9 protein-coding genes are annotated in these 19,143 nt (G+C 63.0%); 3 read left to right on the forward strand and 6 right to left on the reverse strand.

Translation table 11 applies throughout. The annotated features are described in order from the left end of the window. Positions 1 to 27: 27 nt before the first annotated feature. Positions 28 to 2,103: a 3'-5' exonuclease gene (locus AC6RIC_RS02235; protein ID WP_499734926.1), complete on the forward strand. Its 2,076-nt coding sequence runs from the start codon at positions 28 to 30 to the stop codon at positions 2,101 to 2,103. Here the strand turns inward: AC6RIC_RS02235 and AC6RIC_RS02240 are convergent. From AC6RIC_RS02240 to AC6RIC_RS02260, 5 genes are all read right to left on the reverse strand, one after another. Then, the gene (locus AC6RIC_RS02240; protein WP_499734927.1) at positions 2,100 to 5,099 is read right to left on the reverse strand and encodes a DEAD/DEAH box helicase; all 3,000 of its coding nucleotides are present in this window, start codon (positions 5,097 to 5,099) and stop codon (positions 2,100 to 2,102) included. The two genes, AC6RIC_RS02235 and AC6RIC_RS02240, sit on opposite strands and share 4 nt — an antisense overlap. Next, complete coding sequence (locus tag AC6RIC_RS02245) at positions 5,096 to 6,475, reverse strand: EH signature domain-containing protein (protein WP_499734928.1); 1,380 nt, start codon at positions 6,473 to 6,475, stop codon at positions 5,096 to 5,098. The genes AC6RIC_RS02240 and AC6RIC_RS02245 overlap by 4 nt, the downstream gene beginning before the upstream one ends. Next, positions 6,472 to 7,392, reverse strand: a complete 921-nt coding sequence (locus tag AC6RIC_RS02250) for an OmpA family protein (RefSeq protein ID WP_499734929.1) — start codon at positions 7,390 to 7,392, stop codon at positions 6,472 to 6,474. Before AC6RIC_RS02250 ends, AC6RIC_RS02245 begins: the two co-directional genes overlap by 4 nt. A gap of 24 nt (positions 7,393 to 7,416) precedes the next feature. After that, positions 7,417 to 9,372, reverse strand: a complete 1,956-nt coding sequence (zorA, locus tag AC6RIC_RS02255; protein WP_499734930.1) for an anti-phage ZorAB system protein ZorA — start codon at positions 9,370 to 9,372, stop codon at positions 7,417 to 7,419. A 514-nt stretch (positions 9,373 to 9,886) separates the two neighbouring features. Further along, positions 9,887 to 12,529, reverse strand: a complete 2,643-nt coding sequence (locus AC6RIC_RS02260) for an AAA family ATPase (protein ID WP_499734931.1) — start codon at positions 12,527 to 12,529, stop codon at positions 9,887 to 9,889. A gap of 137 nt (positions 12,530 to 12,666) precedes the next feature. On the opposite strand from AC6RIC_RS02260, the gene AC6RIC_RS02265 reads away from it, so the two are divergent. Together AC6RIC_RS02265 and AC6RIC_RS02270 are read left to right on the forward strand one after the other, a co-directional pair. Beyond that, on the forward strand, positions 12,667 to 13,935 hold the full coding sequence (locus tag AC6RIC_RS02265) for a metallophosphoesterase family protein (protein ID WP_499734932.1): 1,269 nt from the start codon (positions 12,667 to 12,669) through the stop codon (positions 13,933 to 13,935). A gap of 2 nt (positions 13,936 to 13,937) precedes the next feature. Then, a complete protein-coding gene (locus AC6RIC_RS02270; RefSeq protein ID WP_499734933.1) occupies positions 13,938 to 17,468 on the forward strand; it encodes an ATP-binding protein in 3,531 nt (1,176 codons plus the stop codon). Here the strand turns inward: AC6RIC_RS02270 and AC6RIC_RS02275 are convergent. Further along, entirely contained in the window at positions 17,448 to 18,842 is a 1,395-nt protein-coding gene (locus AC6RIC_RS02275; RefSeq protein ID WP_499734934.1) for an SNIPE associated domain-containing protein, read from the reverse strand. The two genes, AC6RIC_RS02270 and AC6RIC_RS02275, sit on opposite strands and share 21 nt — an antisense overlap. Between the last annotated feature and the right edge of the window lie 301 nt (positions 18,843 to 19,143).

Consider the following 19,143-nt stretch of genomic DNA (forward strand, 5'->3'; position numbering starts at 1 on the left):
GGGGATATTCGAGGCGGTTTGGGCATCGTGAATATCACCACACCCAACGCAGTTTATGGCGGCCTTGACGGGACGCAGCTATCCTTCGTGCAAGCGCCCGAGCGCGACATCCGCCTGCTGGCGCCAGCGGGCAGCGGCAAGACGCTGTCGCTGCTGCATCGCTGCGCTGAACTGTATCGCCGCGCACCGGATTCCAGATTTCTCATTGTATCTTTCACGCGCGCAGCGCGCGATGAGTTGAAGGCGAGGCTGAGCGGACCGGATTTTGTCGACTTTGCCTCGCGGGCCGACGTGGTGACACTGAATGGCTGGGGCCACAGGCGGCTGAAAGCAATGTCGGCGTCGCCGCGCCTGCACGTCTCCGAGTTCGAACGCGCCACCATGATTAAGACCGTACTTGCACCAGCCTGGTCGGCCGTGCCGGCGCTCGAGCGGGGTATGAAGCACCAGCCCTTCAAGTTGCCCAAGCTGCTTGCCGGGCTGCTCGATATGATGAAGACGCTCGGTTTCGACCATGAAGATGGCTCACTGCGTATGGCCGACGATCGGTTGGATGCGTTGACCGAACTCGGCCTGATGCCCCTGATGCATGAGTACATCGAGCGGCTGGAAGAGCTAGGTGTGTTGCCGAACAGGCGCCAAGAGCCCTTCCTGGAAGTGGCGCTGCCATTTTTCAAAAATGCATGCGCGCAGCAGTATGCAACCGGCTCATTTACGCTCGAGGACCAGAAATACGGTGCTTGGCTCGACCAGCGGCGCCAACTCAACGCCGGAATGGCGGTGGCGAAGGGTACATCCATCACTCAGATCCTGGTTGACGAATTCCAGGACATTAATCCGCTCGACCTCGCGCTGATCATGAGCGTTGCCGAGTTAAATCAGTCGGCGCTAACGATCGTCGGCGACGACGATCAGGCGATCTTCGAATGGCGGGGTGCGGCGCCTGATTTCATCCTTGAGCCAGACCGGCACCTAGGCCGGCACTTTGCCACCTATATCCTCGAGAAGAATTACCGCAGCCCGCGCAACATTGTAGGGAAATCGGCGCGGCTGATCGCCCATAACAAGCGGCGTGTCGCTAAGACGATGCACCCGGTGTCGACCACGGATGCCGTTGTGGACATGCACAGAGGTGCGACGTTCCTGGATTCCACCGAGAATGTGCTATCCGAGATCCACGTCTTCGTCCGCAGCAAGGCGCCCGGCGCACGTATGGCGCTGCTGTCTCGCAAGCGGGCGCAGTTGATTCCCTATCAGATCCTGCTGGCGCGCGATGACATTCCGTTTTGCGCCGCCGAAGACCTGCACCTTTTCCTCTCCGAGACCTTCGATAGGCTGCTTGGAGCGCTGAGGACGCGGACCATGGCGGGGCTGGGCGTGGCGGTGCCAACTATCGTAGACGATGTGATGGCGCTCTGTAATTCGGTCCAACGCTATCCGCTGCGCAAGGCGGAAGCAGATGCGATGGCGCGCCACGTCCGGCTGGCGCGACCGAAATCCTACGACGCAGCGATCGACCAGTTGGAGACCTATAGCGGCCCGATCCGTGGGCAGAGCGACGAAGGCGCGACGGCGGCCAACTTCGCCATCAAGCTGCGCCAGCTGATCCATGCGCCGACAGTGCGCGCTGCGATAGAGGCACTTCAGAACCTTTATTCCGGTTTCCGGCAGGACTATGGGCGCGGCGCTGAGGACATTTTCCTAGCCGATCCGCCCTTTCTCTATCTCGTCGAATTCTCGGAACGCTATGGCACCGACTTCCAGGCCTTCGTTGACGATCTGGAAAAGGCCAAGGATACGCTGGTCAAGCTACCCGGAATGGACAGCGACATCGATAGCGACGTCTGGAAGAAGCCTGTGCACCTGATGACGGCGCTGCGCGCCAAGGGCCGCGAGTTCGACACCGTGGTCATGCTCGACGTCGTCGACGGCATCTGGCCGCTCCGCTATGCCAATGACGAGCGCAAGCTCGAGAGCGAACGGCGGCTGTTCTACGTGGCCATGACGCGGGCGCGCAAAAGGCTGATCCTAACCGCGTCGGGGCGCATCGGCGACAAGGTGACGATCCTTTCGCCCTTCCTTGCGGAGGCAGCGCTTCCCTAGGCGCTTCGCACCGTCTGACCGAACAGCTGCTGGACGTCGCCATCAGCGACCGGCGGCATCAGCATGTCGCGCGACAGCTGGCGCTTATTTTCCAGGAGTTGATCCAACTTCACGTCGAAGGACGCCTCGCCATAGTGCGGATGCACCGCGATAGGCACGTGCACCGTCACCGGCTTTTGTTGACCGATGCGATAGCAGCGATCGTTGCACTGGTCCTCGACCGCGGGGTTCCACCAGCGCGACAGATGGATGACATGATTGGCCGCCGTGATGGTCAGGCCGACGCCAGCTGCCTTGGGCGACAGCACGAGAAGATCGAACGGCGCCGGCGAAGCTTGGAAGCGGTCGACGATCTCCAGCCTCTTTTCGCCCGGAACCCCACCATTAATGATGGCGGGCTGTCGCTCGAGGTCGAGATGCGTTGCGATCGCAGCGGCGAACAGCGCCTGGATTTCCAGGTCTTCAATGAAGACAAGCGCTTTTTCTTTTGTTCTGTTTAGCTCTCCCAGCACGGCGATGGCGTGGCGCATGCGCGCTGACTGCGAGAACCAACGCCGAACAGAGTCCTTGTCGAGTGGGTCACAGTCGCGCGCGCCGCTAGGATGAAGCGACACACCGCGAAAGGCATGGATCGCCCGCAGCATGTCGCAGTGCGTCGCGCCGCCAATCTGTGCTTTGCGCACCGCGTTGCTGTAGGCCTGAGCCTGCTCGGCCGGCATCTCGACCCGCTTGTTCTTGAACTGGCGGGTGGGCAGGCCTTCGAGAATCTCGGCCTTCATGCGCCGCAACAGCACCGCGGGTGCGCGGCTTCCCTCCGGAGCTTTGTCGAGACTGTCTTTCAGCCGCTTCAGCTCTTCATCGCCGCCCTGCTCGTAGGTCGAGACAAAGCCCTTCAGGTCACCAAGATAACCAGGCACGACCCGGTCCATGATGCACCACAAATCGGCGAGCCGGTTCTCGATCGGCGTGCCGGTGAGGCCGAGCACGAACTCGGCGTTCATTGCCTTGGCGGACTGCGTGTTAATGGCACCGGGCGACTTGATCTTCTGCGCCTCATCGAAGACGGCGACGCTGAAGGCAACACGTGCAAAGGCGCGGTGATTGTCGGCCAGCGTTTCGTACGTGGTCAGCACCCAGTTGGCCTTGCGCAGTTCGTCGACATGGATCGCTGTCTCCGGCGTCCAGTGCTCGTCCTTTGGCCCCTTGAGGTGGCGCAGCTTCGAGCCGAACGCGTCGACGCGCTCGCCAAGCGCACCGGGCCCGAGATGCCGTTCGGCCTCATCAATCCAGTTGCGCAGCAGGGCCGTCGGCGCGACGATCAGGATAGGCTTGTTCTGGGCGCCGCGATCAAGACCTGCCTTGCGGCGGTTCTCTCGCACCCAAGCCAAGAACGCCAGTGCCTGGAAAGTCTTGCCGAGACCCATGTCGTCGGCGAGCAGAACACCGGGCCAGCCGGCCCTGTAGGCATCCACGAGCCACGCGAAACCGGTGGTCTGGTGGGGTTTCGGACGTGTGGCGACGAGCGGTGCGGGAGGAAACGCCACGTCAGCGGCGACCACGCGCGGCGAATAGGAGACCCAGAACTCCTTGCTGTCGATGTTCTGCCGGATGACGAGGCGGTTATCGACATTGATGCCCGGCGGGGTGCCTAGATCGGGTTCAGCCTGCTCCGGCATGTCCGGACGCGCTGGCGGCTCCTCCATCTGGCCATTGCCTGATGGGTCCAGGCCGAGCTGCACAAACGCGGCCTGAACGTCGACAACACGGAAATGCTGGCCATCTACGGTGATTTCCTTCTCATCGCTGGCCGTGGCGCGGGCGACTTCGCTCTTGAGCGTCTGGAACGACTCGCGGTCGAGTTCGATGACTTCGTTGCCGATGCGACAGGGAAAGCGCTCGGGTAACCACTGGCCGGACTTAGTCATGAGCCACGGTATCGCTGGCGGCTCCCACACGCCCAGCCCCAGCACGCGCTCGGAATATTGCCAGGTCTCGACCAGCAGCGACAAAGCCGTCTCGCCGCTCTCGTCACCAATCGCGGCGGCGATCTCAGCTCGCGGGTTCTTCAGGAAGGCAATACGCTCCGCTTTCGGCGCGGCGCGCTTGCGGCGGATGACATCGAGCGCAGTCTTCAGCGACGGATCAAGCACTAGGAAGACATTTCGGTCCAGCACATAGGCGTCGCGGCTTCTGGACTCGCCGGCAAACATCTCGCGCGAGAAACGCTGCTGCATGGCTCGCGGCAGCAGCGCGTCCGAAATGAGGTCACGCTGCGCCGGCGGCGCTTCACCATCCTCATCGGGCGCCGCTGTATTATCTGCGAGGGTAGCGGCCTTCTCGCGGCCCATGACCACCGGGAAGAAGTCGGGTCCGCTCGCGGTTTCGATCACGTCCAGCGCCACCGCGCCGGCTTGGTAGACGGTCAGGCTGGTAAGATAGTTGTCGTCGCTGCGCAGCTCATCCTCGGTGGTGCGCTTCAGCGCAGCCTGGACCACCCCCCATGCGGCAATACGGGTCTCAGCGTTCTTTCCTTCAGTCTTGTTGTAGCCGTCGATCGCTTCGGCAAGCTCGTAGAGAGGCCGCGACAGACGGCCTTCGATGGCGCCCCAAGTGGCGAGTGCGCCGACCCGCGTGATGCGGATCCGATTCTCCTCTTGATCGTACCAGCTGGCGCGGATACGCGCCTTGGGATCGGTCATGATGCGCTCGAAGGCGAGCGTGATCGACAGCGTACCGAGCGGCGGGAGACCGGCAGCTTCGGCGACGGTCGCCGGCAGTGATGCGACCAGCGGGTGAGGCACAAAGATGCCACCTTCGCGCTCGACGCTGTCGCCTGCCTCCACACCTGGAAGCAGGAAGCGAGCGGCGGCACCCTGCTTGCCGTCAGCCAAGTGCCAGTCCTTCACCGGCAACGGCTGCCAGCTGAGCAAGCGCCGCCGCTGGAGCTTCAGCAACACGCCGTCGGGCTGCACCAAATGGGTGAAGGTGGCTTTCACATGTAGTCCCTGGAATTGAAGCGTTCGCCGGTCATCGATGAAATCCGGCGAGCAGCCTTGTGCTGCCAGGCGTTTTGACCCTGATGGGGGATGTGGACGATTTCCTCGACCGGAGCGTAGCGGTTGCCAGTTCTGAGTTCGTCGGCGTCATACTGCGGCTTGTAGAGCTCCGGTGCCCCTTTGCGCTGAGCATCGGCCCAGAAGCGGCATTTGCCATCGAAACTCCACTCGGCGCACATGCCCGATCCAATCCGGAGCAGCAGCACGGCGTGGCCAGCCTGCACGCCGCTGCTGCCATAGCCAAATCGCCCGAATGGCACGTTGCGACCGAAGCGCCGATGAGCCTCCTTTGTTCCCTCACTGTCCAGCACCACCCACGCGCCGCTTATAGCGCCGGACTTGTGCATCGCCTCCCAGAACCTGCGGCGGTACGGCCAGTTCACATTCGGGTTGACCGCTGCGACAACATCGAGGAATTGCCGCAGCGCAAGCTCGGTGAGCCAGTTGATCGCGACATCACGCGCCTGCGGGATGCCAACCCAGTTGCCGCTCCTCGTACGGGGATCGCCGAGGCCCTCGAGCGACACTAAGAAGTCGAGCGTGCGATCCTTGATATTCTTTTCTACTTCGCGGTCACGGTGCGGGAGCAGCAGCGCGTTGGCCACCAAATCCTTATGAGTTGGAAAATTCAGCTTGCCGCCTTTCACCGCAACGAGCTGGATGAAATCCAGGCGCTCCAGCGCCGGTAGGCGCAGATCCTCGGCGGCGCGCTGCAGGACGCGCCGGGCGCAGGGCTCCACATAGCCGCCGGCAAGAACCTGCTGCAGCCGCAGGCCGCTCTCTTCGAGAATTGTTGCAGGCGATTTGCGTTTGGCGAATGCCGCATCGCCTATCAGGCGAGGCCCCTGTTCCTCGTCGAAGATCTGCAACCTGTGATGCAACACCTCAAACGGTTCTCCCATCACGGATGCCAGGTCTCGCAACACCGAAGCGACGGCGGCGAAACCCGGTCCGCCAGCCTGGAAGCTGATCAAGTAGGAGAATGCAAGCACACGCGAGGATGCCTTGTGCCTGAGCGCCCGAACCTGGGCTAGGAACGCCTTGAGGAGATCAGGCTCTTCCGCGATCGCGACCTCGGTTTCCCAAAGACACCACGCACCATCGCGCGCCTGCGCTTTGCTAAGGCGCTCGCCACGCCCGAGCGCAGTCTTGAGCCGGACCGCGATCTCCTCGTAGTTCTTAGCGCCACGCAGATCGCCCCTGCCCTCCGGAAGCCTGCGCGCCAATCTCAGCACGGACGGCTCGATGGCCGGGGCTCTCGACGGACCGTGCCGTATCAACAGCTCGCTGATAGCGTCCTTCAGAAGCGTGCTCACGGAGCGACATTCGGTGCTGGTTGTTTTGAAACTGGCAATCCTGCGCGCGCCGATTCCTGCAGCGTTTCGACCTGCTGCTTCATCTGCTCAAGTAGGTTTGTTACTTCTGTCAGACGTCTCTCGCGATCGGCTTCCATGACGAAACGAAGGTCGATTCGGCGGTTTATCTTGCGACCGTCAGGGTCTTCTCTGTTGGTCGCCGGTCGCGTGTAGGCGTACCCCGAGACAGAAAGCACCTCCCGGTTTGCCGAATTCTTCAGGTTGCGAAGACCGGGGAAGTTGTCGACGATCCGCCGATATGTATTGACCGCTCGTTCGGTCGACAGTTGCCAGTTGCGGCTATCTTGTCCCGTTCGGTCGGTATGCCCTTCGATAAACACGGTCTCGACCGTGTATCCGCTGTGCCGAGGGCAAATTGCGTCTGATGCACAGGCGGAATAGGCCGGCAAGACGTCGAGAAGTACCTTCGACAGCGCGTCGACATTGGCCGAAGCGGTCCTGTCTAGCGTGGAGTTATCAGACGCGAATTCGATCGCATCCTCCGCCAAACGTAAGACGCCAGTAGAGCTGTCGATTGTCACTTTTAGCCCCACTGCCTCGAGCCGAGCCCGGACCGTTTCGAGCAGGGTAGCCCGCGCCTTGTCCGCCTTGTTGATCTCGCCTACTTCGGTATCGATGCGGGTCTGGAGATTGGCAATTTGCCTTGCCAATTGCTGTGCTCTCTCAATTTGCTGACGCTGCTGCTTGGTGAGCATCTCTGTCTGATCAGTCTGCTTCTGAAAATTTAGCGCAAAAACCATTAGCATGATGATGAAGATAAACAGGATTCCGACCATCATGTCCGTCATTGAGACGAAATAGTTTTCGTCATCCTCGGCATGACTTCCGGCGCTTTCGTCGGTTTCTGCTGCGATCATGTTTCCGCCCCGGTCGCTTTGACCTTATACCGCTGCTTCCAGTGACGTAGTCTTTTCCAAGCTGTCGGCGATTGATTCTGCGCTGTCTGAAATGCTCGTCAGCATTGGTGCCATTTTTTGGATGGCCTCGGTTAGCCCCTGGTCAACTTGGCGCACATGCTCCTGAAGGCGCTGCTGGTGGTCGAGTGACGTTTCCGACAGCGTCTTGACTGCCTTGCCCAGCGCAGTGTCGACCTCCTCGAATTTCGACGAAAAGCCGTTCCAGAATTCGTTTGTCGTCGTGTTGGTCGCATCGAGGTTTGCCGCGAGCGCCGCGATCTCGAGCTTGGCGCCGTTGAGCGTCTCCAGCGTGGTTGAGACGCTAGTTGCCAGCTGTTCTGTAGCGTTAGTGAATTGCTCACCGGCCTTCGCAAGGGGGACAGCTGCGGTGCGGACGCTGCCGGCCGTTTCAGTGAACGCCTTCGCGGCGTTGTGCGCCTCCGCCGACGCTCCCTCCAGCGCGGCGCGCTGGCTGGACAACGCTCCCTCGATCGCCTGCATCGAACGCGCCAGCGCGGCGAAATTTTCGCCAACGCCGACAATCTGCTCGTCGAGCTTTCCCATGACCGTCCCCATTGCCGTCTCGAGCTTCGCCGAGGCGCCGTTGGCCGCTTTGCCCAGCGCAGCATCCATGTCGGCATTCGCCTTTTCCATGGTCTGGCGCAGTGTCTCGACGACCGAGGCCAGCGCGTCGCGGCTCTGTCCCGAGCTCGTCTCGAAGCTCTGGCCGGCGCGTTCGATCATGAGGTTGAGATTGTCGGCCGCCTTCGAGAGCTTGTCGGAGAAGGCGTCGCCGCTGCCACGGACGTTTGACTGCATCTCGGTCATCGCCATCTGCAGCTGTTTCAGGGTGGTGGCCAGCTCGCGCATCTCGGTGCCGGCACCGCTCTGCAGCGAGCTGACAAAGGACTCCATCATCCTTGCAACGCCAGTCTGGCTGTTCGCCGTTAGGCTGCCGACCGCGCTGCCAATCTGTTCAGTGACCGGGCCCATAGCATCGCTGATCGCCGTGTTGAGCCGCGGTGCTATCTCCTCGCCCATGCGTGTGAAAAAGTCGCCCTGCGTGATGTCCTTCAGCTGAACCAGCTGATCGTGCATGGTGCGGTTCATCTCCATCGCGATCGACTGTGGCGCGTGGTAGAGCAGGCCGCGCTCGAGCGCGGCGTTGAAGCGATCGAAGGCGCTTTCGATCAGCACGAAGAACCAACGAAAGACGATCGAAAGGATGATCGACGCGCCGAGTCCCGCGATCGACGTCGAAAACTTGAACGTTGCTATCTGCAGCAGCTTGCCCATCTCTGCAGCCATAACGTTGGCGTCGCCGGCCGCGGCGGCGGTGCCTGCCTTGTAAAGGGCGAGGACCAGGCCGACAAAAGTTAGCAGCAGGCCAATGCCCACGAAGTAGCCAGGCACGGCGTTCATCATCTTCAGCCCTGCCAGTCTTTCGCGCGCCAAGCTGGCGTTGAAAAAGACTTGCGGGCGCACCGTGTTGCCAATTGCGTCCGGACTGTCGATATCGAAAAGGGTCTCCTCGAACTCAACCCAAGCGTGGCCGATCAGCCAACGGCGCGCGAGGTGCTGTCGCAGCCGTTCAAACCCGGACGCGAAGCTCTTTCGGACTTCCCCGCGGTTCCTGCTCCTACCCCCAGCAGCCTGGATCATCTGCTTGGCTCGTGAAAGTGCGAGGATGACCGGGAGAACGTGGAGCAGCATGAAGGCCGCTGCCAAGCCGATGGCGAAGATGAATAGTATTGCGGCCAGCGCGTAGGCAAATTCCGGCTGGCTGATACCTTCAATGTTTCCGCCTGCGGCGCTCACAACGGTGTCGTAGGCAAGCCGGTAGTTCACCTGCGAAAGGAGAAGCTGGGCAGCGAAAACAAAAGCGACGGGTATCGCCCAGAACAACATGAATCGCGTCGTCGCGATAAAGAGCCCGCGCATGCTTCGCCTCCTCACACCCAGGCACCTTTTAGGCCCCTCGATTTTGCTCACGCAAGTTTTTCAAGAACTTCACCTGACCGGAGACCGTGACATTCGCCCATACTTAAGTAGAATTAGCCGATCATGGTAGAACGGGGACTGCGAATAGCCGGTTCCGGAGGCGAGTCGTCAGATCTTCGCCGTTGGCTACGTCGATGCTGGCGGTTTCCAAGGCAGTCCCCTAGCCGGTGATCCGAAATCGAGCCTGAATGCCCTCGTCGCCTCGCAGGCCATCATCTGGTTGACATCGCTCTGCGCAACACCCTGTTTTGAATCATCGACCCGAGCCTCAACGCCTTCCCATATCTAACCCACTTTCCCTGCGGCAGCCCGCAAGGCGTGTTCACGAGTCGCTTATGTTCGATCGTCTCGCATTTCGTATCACGCAGGCGTGGTGCGCCGAAGACGAGCGCCAACGCCTTTGAGCGCGACACTGCGACGTTCAAAGTCTGCTCCTTGCGCGATGTTCACCGTGTTATTTCTTTGGTTTCATCTGCGGACGCGCTGCCTCGGCGACCTCGCTATCCGCCTTTAGACTGGCAATTAGAAGTTCAAGCTCAGCGACATCACTCGCAAACTCTTCGGGGGACGGTACCAGAACGGTATCCGCCGCAGGGTTGTCATGGCTGTGAGTATTCGCGCGCGTCATGCCCTCGTGGAAACGGATGGCAAGGGCGTCGGAAAGGGAAACATATCGCAGCAGCTGTGTCTGGATGACATCGGTGCCGCGCCGCACGATATCCCTGAAAATGATCTCCTCGACAACGCGCTCATAGGTGTCGCGGAGTCGGCCATAGAGATTCTTGACCGCGACTTCGTAATCAGCCGGGCTTGTCGAATAAACTTTCGGCAGTTGCGCAGAATCGTTCTTGATCCGGCCGATGCGCTTGGCAACGTTCAGCCCTTTCCAGGGCATGCCGGCCGCGTCGATCTTGCCCGCAGCACTTTTGTCGCTGAACAGCGCGACCGTGACCGGCTCGATCCCCTGCTCGTCCGCTGTCCGGCAAAGCTCGTTGAAGAAGACGATGTCATGGGTAAACACTATCACCTGCCGTCTTAGCGCCTCCTCGGCGATGCGCTGCGCCACCATCACGCTTCGATCGCGGTCGAGGGACGACACAGGATCGTCGATCACGATCGCACCCGACCCATCGGTAAGGGCGACCTCGGTCAGGAAGCCGGCCAGGGCTAAAGCGCGCTGCTCGCCTTCACTAAGGATCTCCGATGTCACCTTGGTCAGCTTGGTGTTCGGATTGACCTCGAACTCTGCCTTGGTCTGACCGCTCTTACGTGCGAGCCCGACATTAAGGTGCAAAATGTCGAAGCGCGTGCGCTCCGTATCGAACTGCGTCACCACGGCCGTCGTCAGATGGGTGTCGAGTAGCTCGTTCGCGCGCTGTGTAATGCCTCTCGTTTGGACGTCCGCAAGAGCCTTCCCGTACGCATCGTCGACGACGAACAAATCACGTCGCGTGACGAGCTTCGACTTGTTGGCTGACAGCGTCTTCCGATCTTCGAGCTCGGCTTTCTCCGTCGTGAGCTTGGCCCGCTCCTCGGCGTTGCCCGCCTGCGCCAGCCCGTCTTTTTCGGCTTTCAGCTTGAGAGAAAATGCCCGCACCTCATCAACCGGCACGATAATAGCAGGGGCGGCCTCGTAAGGCTGGCCACGAAGTCGTGCAACGGCCTGGTCCCGACGGTTGACCGCTGCCGACTGAAAGCTCGTGAGCAGATCGGCCAATCCGGTATCGCGCTTTCGCACCTGCTCGAGCCGATCAGCGAAGTCGGTCGCCCTAAGGCAGACGAGTTCGTGCAGGTTTCCGAGCGCATCGGTTACCGCCTGCTCAGCCTTTGTTGCCGCCGCATCCAGCGTGTCGTCCATGTACTTTTGAAAGCGCTGCATACGGCTCGCACCATCGGCCAGGAGAGGCTGTTGACACAGCACGCAGGCAGCGGTTTCGTCATCCGTGACCAGCACAGGAAATGGCTTGCCTACATAGGCATCTTTGAGGGAGTAGTCGCGGGCGGCCGCCCAGAGAGATCGCCAGGTCTCGCTCCCAACTCCTGGCAGCGGGTCGTCAGTGAACAAGGCGCCCGCAGCAACTGTGGCGGCTTCCCGCGCCGCTGTCGCGGCCTTGCGCAGAGCGGTGAGCTTCTCTAACGGCTCGTCCGTGAACGCCGCTACCGCTGCGGCGCATTCGATCGCTAAGGTTTCAGACCATCGGGCGAACGCTGTAACGTCGGCGGCCGCAGCGGAACCGGCCGATAGCGCGGCGGTGATCTCATCGAGACGCTTCTGATCAGTTTCGCCAAACGCGGTCGCCGCGTCGATCTGAGCGTTGGTGGTGCTCTTGTTCAGCGCCTTGTCGAACCGTTGGGATCCGGTATCTCGTGGGGGTGCGAAAGCGATCGTCGTCAGACTAACCTTGTTACCGACCTCTGTTGCGCGCTCTGCCTCCAACGCCTCCTTCAAGCCAAGACAGACGGCATTCAGTCGATGGGGAAGGGCGAGGCCGAAGGGCAGAAAACGAATCTGATTTCCGCCATCGACGTAGAGCTGCGCGGAGGCGGTATCGAACACCGCCACCTGCATGAGCTGCGGCAACGCGGCCTTGCCCGGAGACCAGGAAACTGGGATGTCCCCAGCGCCCGCGTCGATCACGATCTCGGCTGTCTGCGGACCTGCGGTTGCCCCGTACACGTCGGCCAAAACCTTCAGTTTGGCGGGGTTCTCGACGCGTGTGCGGCAGGCGGTTCGAAGTATCCGCACGAAGCCGCTCTTGCCGCTACCGTTTCGTCCATAGACGATCGTCAGGGCCTTCGGGCAGAAAGTGAGGCCCGCCTTTGGAACCAAACGGTTGATGTTTTCAACGTTGGCGATGCCTTTTAGGATGATGGGCTGGTGCTTCCCACCTCCGAAGTGGGCCTTCGCAAACGGGACGGCGTCTGGGGGGGCGCTTGCAAGGCTGAAGCCCGCGGCGGTCTTGATCATGGCAAGCAACTCACCGAGGTCCGTGTCCGTGAGGTCATTGCTTATCGCGAGCCGGCGCAGAGCGTCCCGCTTCCAGGACGAGAGCTTCTTGGCCCAGTCCAAGACATCGTCAATCGGCTCGGCTGTCATTGCGATCCCCCCGGAACGACTATGATTCTGTTGTAATTCTTGCGGGTAACCCGGCCCATCTCGGCAATTTCAATACCATAGCGATCAAGCAATGCGTAATGTCCGGCGCGCGCATGGGACGTGAACAGGGGGAGACTGTGACGTATCGCTTTGTCCATGCTGCGGATGTTCATCTCGACTCGCCGCTGCGCTCACTGGCGATGCGCCACCCTGACCTGGCGGAGCTGATCGGCAACGCCACGCGGCAGGCTTTCGTGCGGATCATCGACCTCTGCCTCGCGGAGCAGGTCGACGCCCTGTTGATCGCCGGTGATCTCTATGACGGCGATCAGAGCTCGATGAAGACGGCGCGCTTTCTGGCCGAGCAGCTTCGACGGCTGGATCAGGCCGGTATCCGCACCTTTGTCATCCGCGGCAACCATGACGCGATGTCGAAGATCACGAAGGAGTTGGTGCTTCCGGACTCGGTCAAGGTCTTCGGCGGTCGCGCCGAGGCGTTGGAGCTTCCGGGCCCGGCCGGGCGGGTCCCGATCGTGATCCATGGGCTGAGCTTCGCGCAGCCCCACGCTCCGGAGAGCCTGCTCGGCAAGTACCGGCCGCCGGTCGAGGGCGCGGTCAATATCGGCATGCTGCACACCAGCCTGGCCGGCACCCCGGGCCACGACCTCTATGCGCCCTGCAGCCTGGCCGACCTTCGGGCGACGGGGTTTCGCTACTGGGCGCTCGGCCACATCCACAAGCGCGCCGTCGTCGACGATGCCTGCCTGATCGCGATGCCGGGCATGCCGCAGGGCCGCGACATCAACGAGGCCGGTCCGAAATCGGTGTCGCTGGTCACGGTCGGCGACGACCGCTCGATCACGATCGAGGAGCGCCTGACCAGCGTCGCGCAGTTCGAGCGGGTCACGGTCGACGCGACCGGGGTGGAGGATTGGCGGCAGCTGGTTTCGGGCGTCGCGCGGGCCCTGGAGGCGACACGCAGCACGGTCGATTCCGCGCATCTGGTCGCGCGGCTGCAGGTCGTGGGAGCGACATCGCTGGCCTGGCGCATCCGCCGCGACATGGATCTGCTGAAGGCCGAGGCCGACGACCGGGCCGCCGTCATCGGCTCATGCTGGGTGGAGAAGCTGGAGATCGCCTGCCAGCCGCCGGCGCTGCCGTGGGAGACGGGCGGCGACCCGCTCACCGATCTCCACCGCCTGATCGAGGAGCAGATCCTTGGCTCCGACGCCTTCGCCGCGACGCTGACCGGCATGGCGGAGGAGATTCGGGCCCAGCTTCCGCAGGAATGCCGCGACGTGCTGGGCGCCGACGAAGACGCCTTCCGGGAGCATGTCGCGCGCCTCGCCCGCGATGGTGCGGAAACGGTGGTCGCGCGCCTTCAGGCGGCGGGCGAGGAGGGCTGAGCATGCGCCTTCGCCGCCTCGACCTGACGCGCTACGGCAAGTTCACCGATCACAGCATCGATTTCGGCGCGCGGCGCGAAGGCGAGCCGGATCTGCATGTGATCTACGGGCCGAACGAGGCCGGCAAGTCGACGACCTTCTCGGCCTTGCTCGATCTCCTGTTCGGAATCGGATCGCAGAGCGCGTTCGGTTTCCTGCATCCCTATGCCACGATGCGGATCGGCGCGGCGCTGGAGTTCGACGGCGAGACGCGCGAATTCGCCCGCATCAAGCGGCCGCAGAACAGCCTGCTCGATGCCGAGGATCGTCCGCTGCCCGAAGCCGCCATCCGCGCGGAAATCGGCGGGATCGAGCGCGACGCCTATCGCACCATGTTCTCGCTTGATGACGAGACGCTGGAGAAGGGCGGCGAGAGCATTCTGGCGAGCAAGGGGGATCTCGGGCAATTGCTGTTCTCGGCCAGCGCCGGCCTCGCTCATCTCAGCCACAAGCTCGTCGACCTCCGGGCCGAGGCGGAGGGGTTCTACAAGTTCCGGGCCCGCAGCGGCTTGCTCGCCGAGCTCAAGGCGCGGCTCGCGGGGTTGAAGACCGAGCGCGAGCAGTTCGACACGCTGGCGTCGGACTATGCGCGCCTGATCGAGAGGCGGGACAGCGCCACCGGCCAATATGACGAAGCGGTCGGGGAGCGCGCGCGCCTCCAGGCGCGCCTGGACGAGATCCAGCGCCACCTCGCGGCGCTGCCTCGGCTCGCCGCGCTGCGGGCCGACCGCGAGCGCCTGGCGCCCCTGATCGGCCTGCCGGAAGCCCCGGCCGGCTGGGCGGCCGAATTGCCGGCGCTGCGGAAGGACGAGATCGCGCTCGGTGTCCAGAGCCAGGCCAGCCGCGAGGAGATCGCGCGGTTGCGCACCGAGATCGACGCGACCGTCATCGACGAGGCCGCTCTTCGACAGGCGCAGGGGCTGGAGCGGCTGACCGAGCTGCGGGCGCGCTACATCACCGCGGACAAGGACATCCCCGAACGCCGGCTGCAATTGCGCCAGCTCGACCTGCAGGTCTCCGGCATCCTGCAGCGGATCGAGCGCGACGGGGAGGGCGAGCCGCAGCGCCTCGTCCTGACCGCCGCGACGATGGGCCGGCTGCGCGCTCTGATCGAGGCCAGATCGGGCATCGACGCCGCCCTGCGCAATGCCGGCGACGAACGGGACGAGGCGCAGCGCCGGCTCGCGGAGATCGCGGGCAGGCTGCCGCGGGCGGAGGGCGCCGAGCCGGAGTCCCCGGAGCGGGCCCGCGCCGTCGCGGCGTTGGCGGCGACGGTCGAGGCCCTGCGATCGGCCGATCATCAGCCGCGCGCGCGGCTCGCCGGACGGGCGCGGGCATCGGCGCAGGACGATCTCGACGCGCGCCTGTCGGCGCTGCGGCCCTGGCAGGGCACGCTGGAGCAACTCGTCGACATGGCCGTTCCCAGGCCGGAGCTGTTGCAGCGGTGGAAAGCATCGCGGCGCGAGAGCGAAGCCGCACTGACCCAGCATCGGCATGAGATCGAGCGGCTCACGACCCAGATGCGTCATGTCGAGGCGGAGCGGGCTGGCCTGGCCGCGACGACCGGCATCGTGACGGATCGGGAGGCGGCCGAGATCCGCGCGCGCCGCGAGCAGGCCTGGGCCGCGCATCGGCGCGACCTCGGTGCCGCGTCGGCGGATGTCTTCGAGGCCGCCCTGCGCCAGGACGATCTCGTCGGCGCCGGGCGCCTCTCGCATATGTCCGAGCTGGCGCGGCTGCATCAGAGCGGGCAGGCGCTGGCCGTCGCGCAGGCCGATCTCGCCCGCGCGCAGGAACTGGCCGCGCAGGCAGCGGCCGCGCTTGACGGCATCGACGCCGAGGTGGCGCAGGCCGTGCGCGTTATGGCGCCATCCTGGTCGCCGGTGCCGTCCTTGCCGGAGCTGGAGGATTGGCTGCCGCGTCGGGGCCGGGCGCTGGAGGCGCGTGAGGCCGTGCGGGCCGCCGGACAGGAACTGGACGCGGCGCAGGCGGACATCCGCGAGGCGCGGGCTCGCCTTTCGGCGGCGCTGGCGCGGACCGGATTCGCCGCGGCAGAGGAGGCCGATGTCGGCGCCCTGCTCACGGAAGCCCAGGCCGGCCTGGAGAGCGAGGCGCAGATGAGGCGGCTCCACGCCGAGCTGGCGGAGCGGCAGCGCGACTTGGCGATGCGCGAGCGCACGGCGGAACAGGCGGCGGCGAAGGAGCGGGACTGGGTCGAGGCCTGGTCCGAGACCTGCCGCGGTTGCTGGCTGGCGGAAGCGGGTTCCGTCCCCGCGCTCGGCGTCGTGCGCGAGACGCTCATCGCGATGGCCGATCTCGCACCGACGCTCGAGAAGCGCGCCGGGCTCGTCGATCGTATCGACAAGATGGAAAAGGATCAGGCGGCGTTTCGCGACGAGGTCGCTGTGCTCGCGCAGGCTTTGGGTCTTCCGCGCGAGATGCCGGTGCTGGACAGCGTCCGCGAGATCGTCGACAGGGTCCGGCAGGCGGGTGCCGGCGAGGATCGCCGCGCGCAATTATCCGCCCAGCTGGAGACCGCGGAGGAGCGGCAGCGCGGGCTGGCCGAAAGGCAGAGGATCCATGCCGGCCAAACGGAGCGGATGATCGCCTTCTTCGAGGCGAGTTCGCTGGCCGATGTCGCCGAGGCGCTGGAGCTGATCGCGCAGCGCCGCGCATTGCGGGAGCGGGCGGGACAAGCCGAGCGCGACATCTGCGAGGCGATGCGCAGCGACGACCTCGCGGGTGCCGAGGCGGCGCTCGACAATGCGGCCCGCCCGGCGCTGGAGGCCGAATGGAACGAGCTGAAGGTGCGCTTCGACGATCAGGACCGGCGCTGCCACGAACTCTTCGCCGCCCGCGCCACGGCGATCGACCAGGTCGAGGCCATCGGCGGCGATGCCAGGGTCGCCGAGGTCGAGGAACGCCGTCGCACGACCTTGCTGGAGATCGAGGACGGCGCACTGCGCTATCTGCAATTACGCGCCGGCATCGCCGCGGCGGAGCAGGCGCTCACGATCTATCGCGAGCGTCATCGCAGCTCGATGATGGAGCGGGCCTCGGCCGCGTTCCGGACGATCAGCCGAGGTGCCTATTCCGGCCTCGCGGCGCAGCCCGGCAAGGATGGCGAGACGCTGATCGCCCTTGCCGCCGGCGGCGGCTCGAAGGCCGCGGACGAGCTCTCGAAGGGCACGCGCTTCCAGCTCTATCTCGCGCTGCGCGTGGCCGGATACCATGAATTCGCCAAGGCTCGCCGCGCCGTGCCCTTCGTGGCCGATGACATCATGGAGACCTTCGACGATTTTCGCGCCGAAGAAGCGTTTCGCCTGTTCGCGGACATGGCGCGCAGCGGCCAAGTCATCTACCTGACCCACCATCAGCATCTCTGCGAGATCGTCCGGCGCGTCTGCCCGAAGGCGCAACTGCACAGATTGGACGCGCCAGATTTATCGCGTCGAATACCCGAGCAGTACACCTCAGAGCTCAGCAGGAAATAGCTCAATGGTCTCGGCTTGCGCCAAGAGCGCCGCGTTTCTGCGCGCGAGGGTCTCTCGATACTCCTGAGCCTCGATGTCCCTGAAAAATGGCGCCAGAGGTGCCAGCTTCTTCACTGTCGCCTCAACATCCTCGATGCTCGCTCTGAAGAACTCCTTCCGGAAATTCTCTGTATTGATCCTGACGCCCGCGAATTCAGAGTGCAGCGCACGTTCCAACGCCGGTGCGTCATCGCTGTAAATGATGGCGTGGGTGTCGAATGCAAAGGGCACGCTCGCATCGCCAAGCTCATTCACACGATCAACAGGGTCCAAGCGGCGTGTCAGACCGATTTTCACGACGCTCTCGCCGAAAGATCCAATATTCGAGATGATATAGACATAGCCAGATCGTGTGCGCTCGGCCATCGCCTGGGCTCGTTCAACTTTGGCGTGAGCTTCGGCCAAATCCTTCTCCAACATTTTGATTTGCTGATTGAACGCATCCAGCTGCGGACCGGCAACGGCAGCTGCCTCCGCTTTCGCCTTATCAAGAAGTCGCTGGTAGCGTGCTTCTTCTTCCTCCGCCCGCTCCATATCACGCAGCAGTCGTTGTTCCTCGCGGGCAGCCCGGGCCTGCTCGGCTCTCTCTTCCTTCTCCGCCTTAAGCTTTTCCCGATACTCGTGAGCGAGGTAGAGTTCGCGAAGCTTCTGGTTCAGATACTCGTCAGCGATAACCACCGAATTCGACTCATTCAGTTTGTCGATCTGGGTTCGCGCGTTAATGATGCGCTTTTCCATCGCGTTGACGTTATTCCAGCGCGCGTTAGCAATAGCCGCCTCACATTCGTTGTTGAAAGCGCGCAGCGTCAGCCGGATATTTCTGTTGGTCATGGTTTGGCCTTTGGCCGCGCTGCCGTCGACAGTCCATGTCGTCATGGCCAGAACAGCGACCTTGTCGGAGATCATCTGCTTCTGCACGCTGCGCACGCACTCGATCTCGCTGCGATATCGTTGACTATCCGTGTAGTCAAAATGGGGTTCATACACCCCCAGTTCAGCGAAGGCCAAGCGCTCGTCGAACACGGCGACCTCGCGCGCGAGACGATCGTAAGTGCTCTTTTTCTGCGCATACGATCCTTTCAGATTGTCGATATCAGCGGTCAGACGTGAGATTTCCGAATTAAGCCGTGCAATCTCCTCATCCTGATCGACGATAGGCTGAAATCGCAAGAGCATCTGCTTGTGCTTGTCCAGCAGAGCCTCGAACTGCTCCGCCAAGGCGTTCACCTCGGCGCGGCGTTTGCGTCGCTCCCGGATCCACAGATACCCTAATAGCGATGCGATAAGCGGCATCGCCAAAAGGACGGCCGCAATGACGGTCGTGGTGCGATCCATAGTCCCCCTGCGCGGTTGGCGCTTATCACGCTTGTAGTGACTTCCTTCTACTTTAAGGCGACGCCCAGCGCTCCCGCAACGGTTGCGCGCTGGAAGACCAGTTAGAACGCCGGCTGTTGCTCAGTCAGATCGGCAGGAGGTCAAGTCCCCTGAGACCCCATTTTGCGGAATGTCTGCTTGTAGGCAGTGTGCCAACTTCCGCTTCGGCGCGATCCAACCGGAAGTAGGAGAATCGACGTCACTCGTACCGATGTGGAGATGGTTTCGCTGCCGATCGGCACCTTATTGGCCGACGAGATCG

Source organism: Allobosea sp. TBD101 (genome assembly GCF_059817965.1).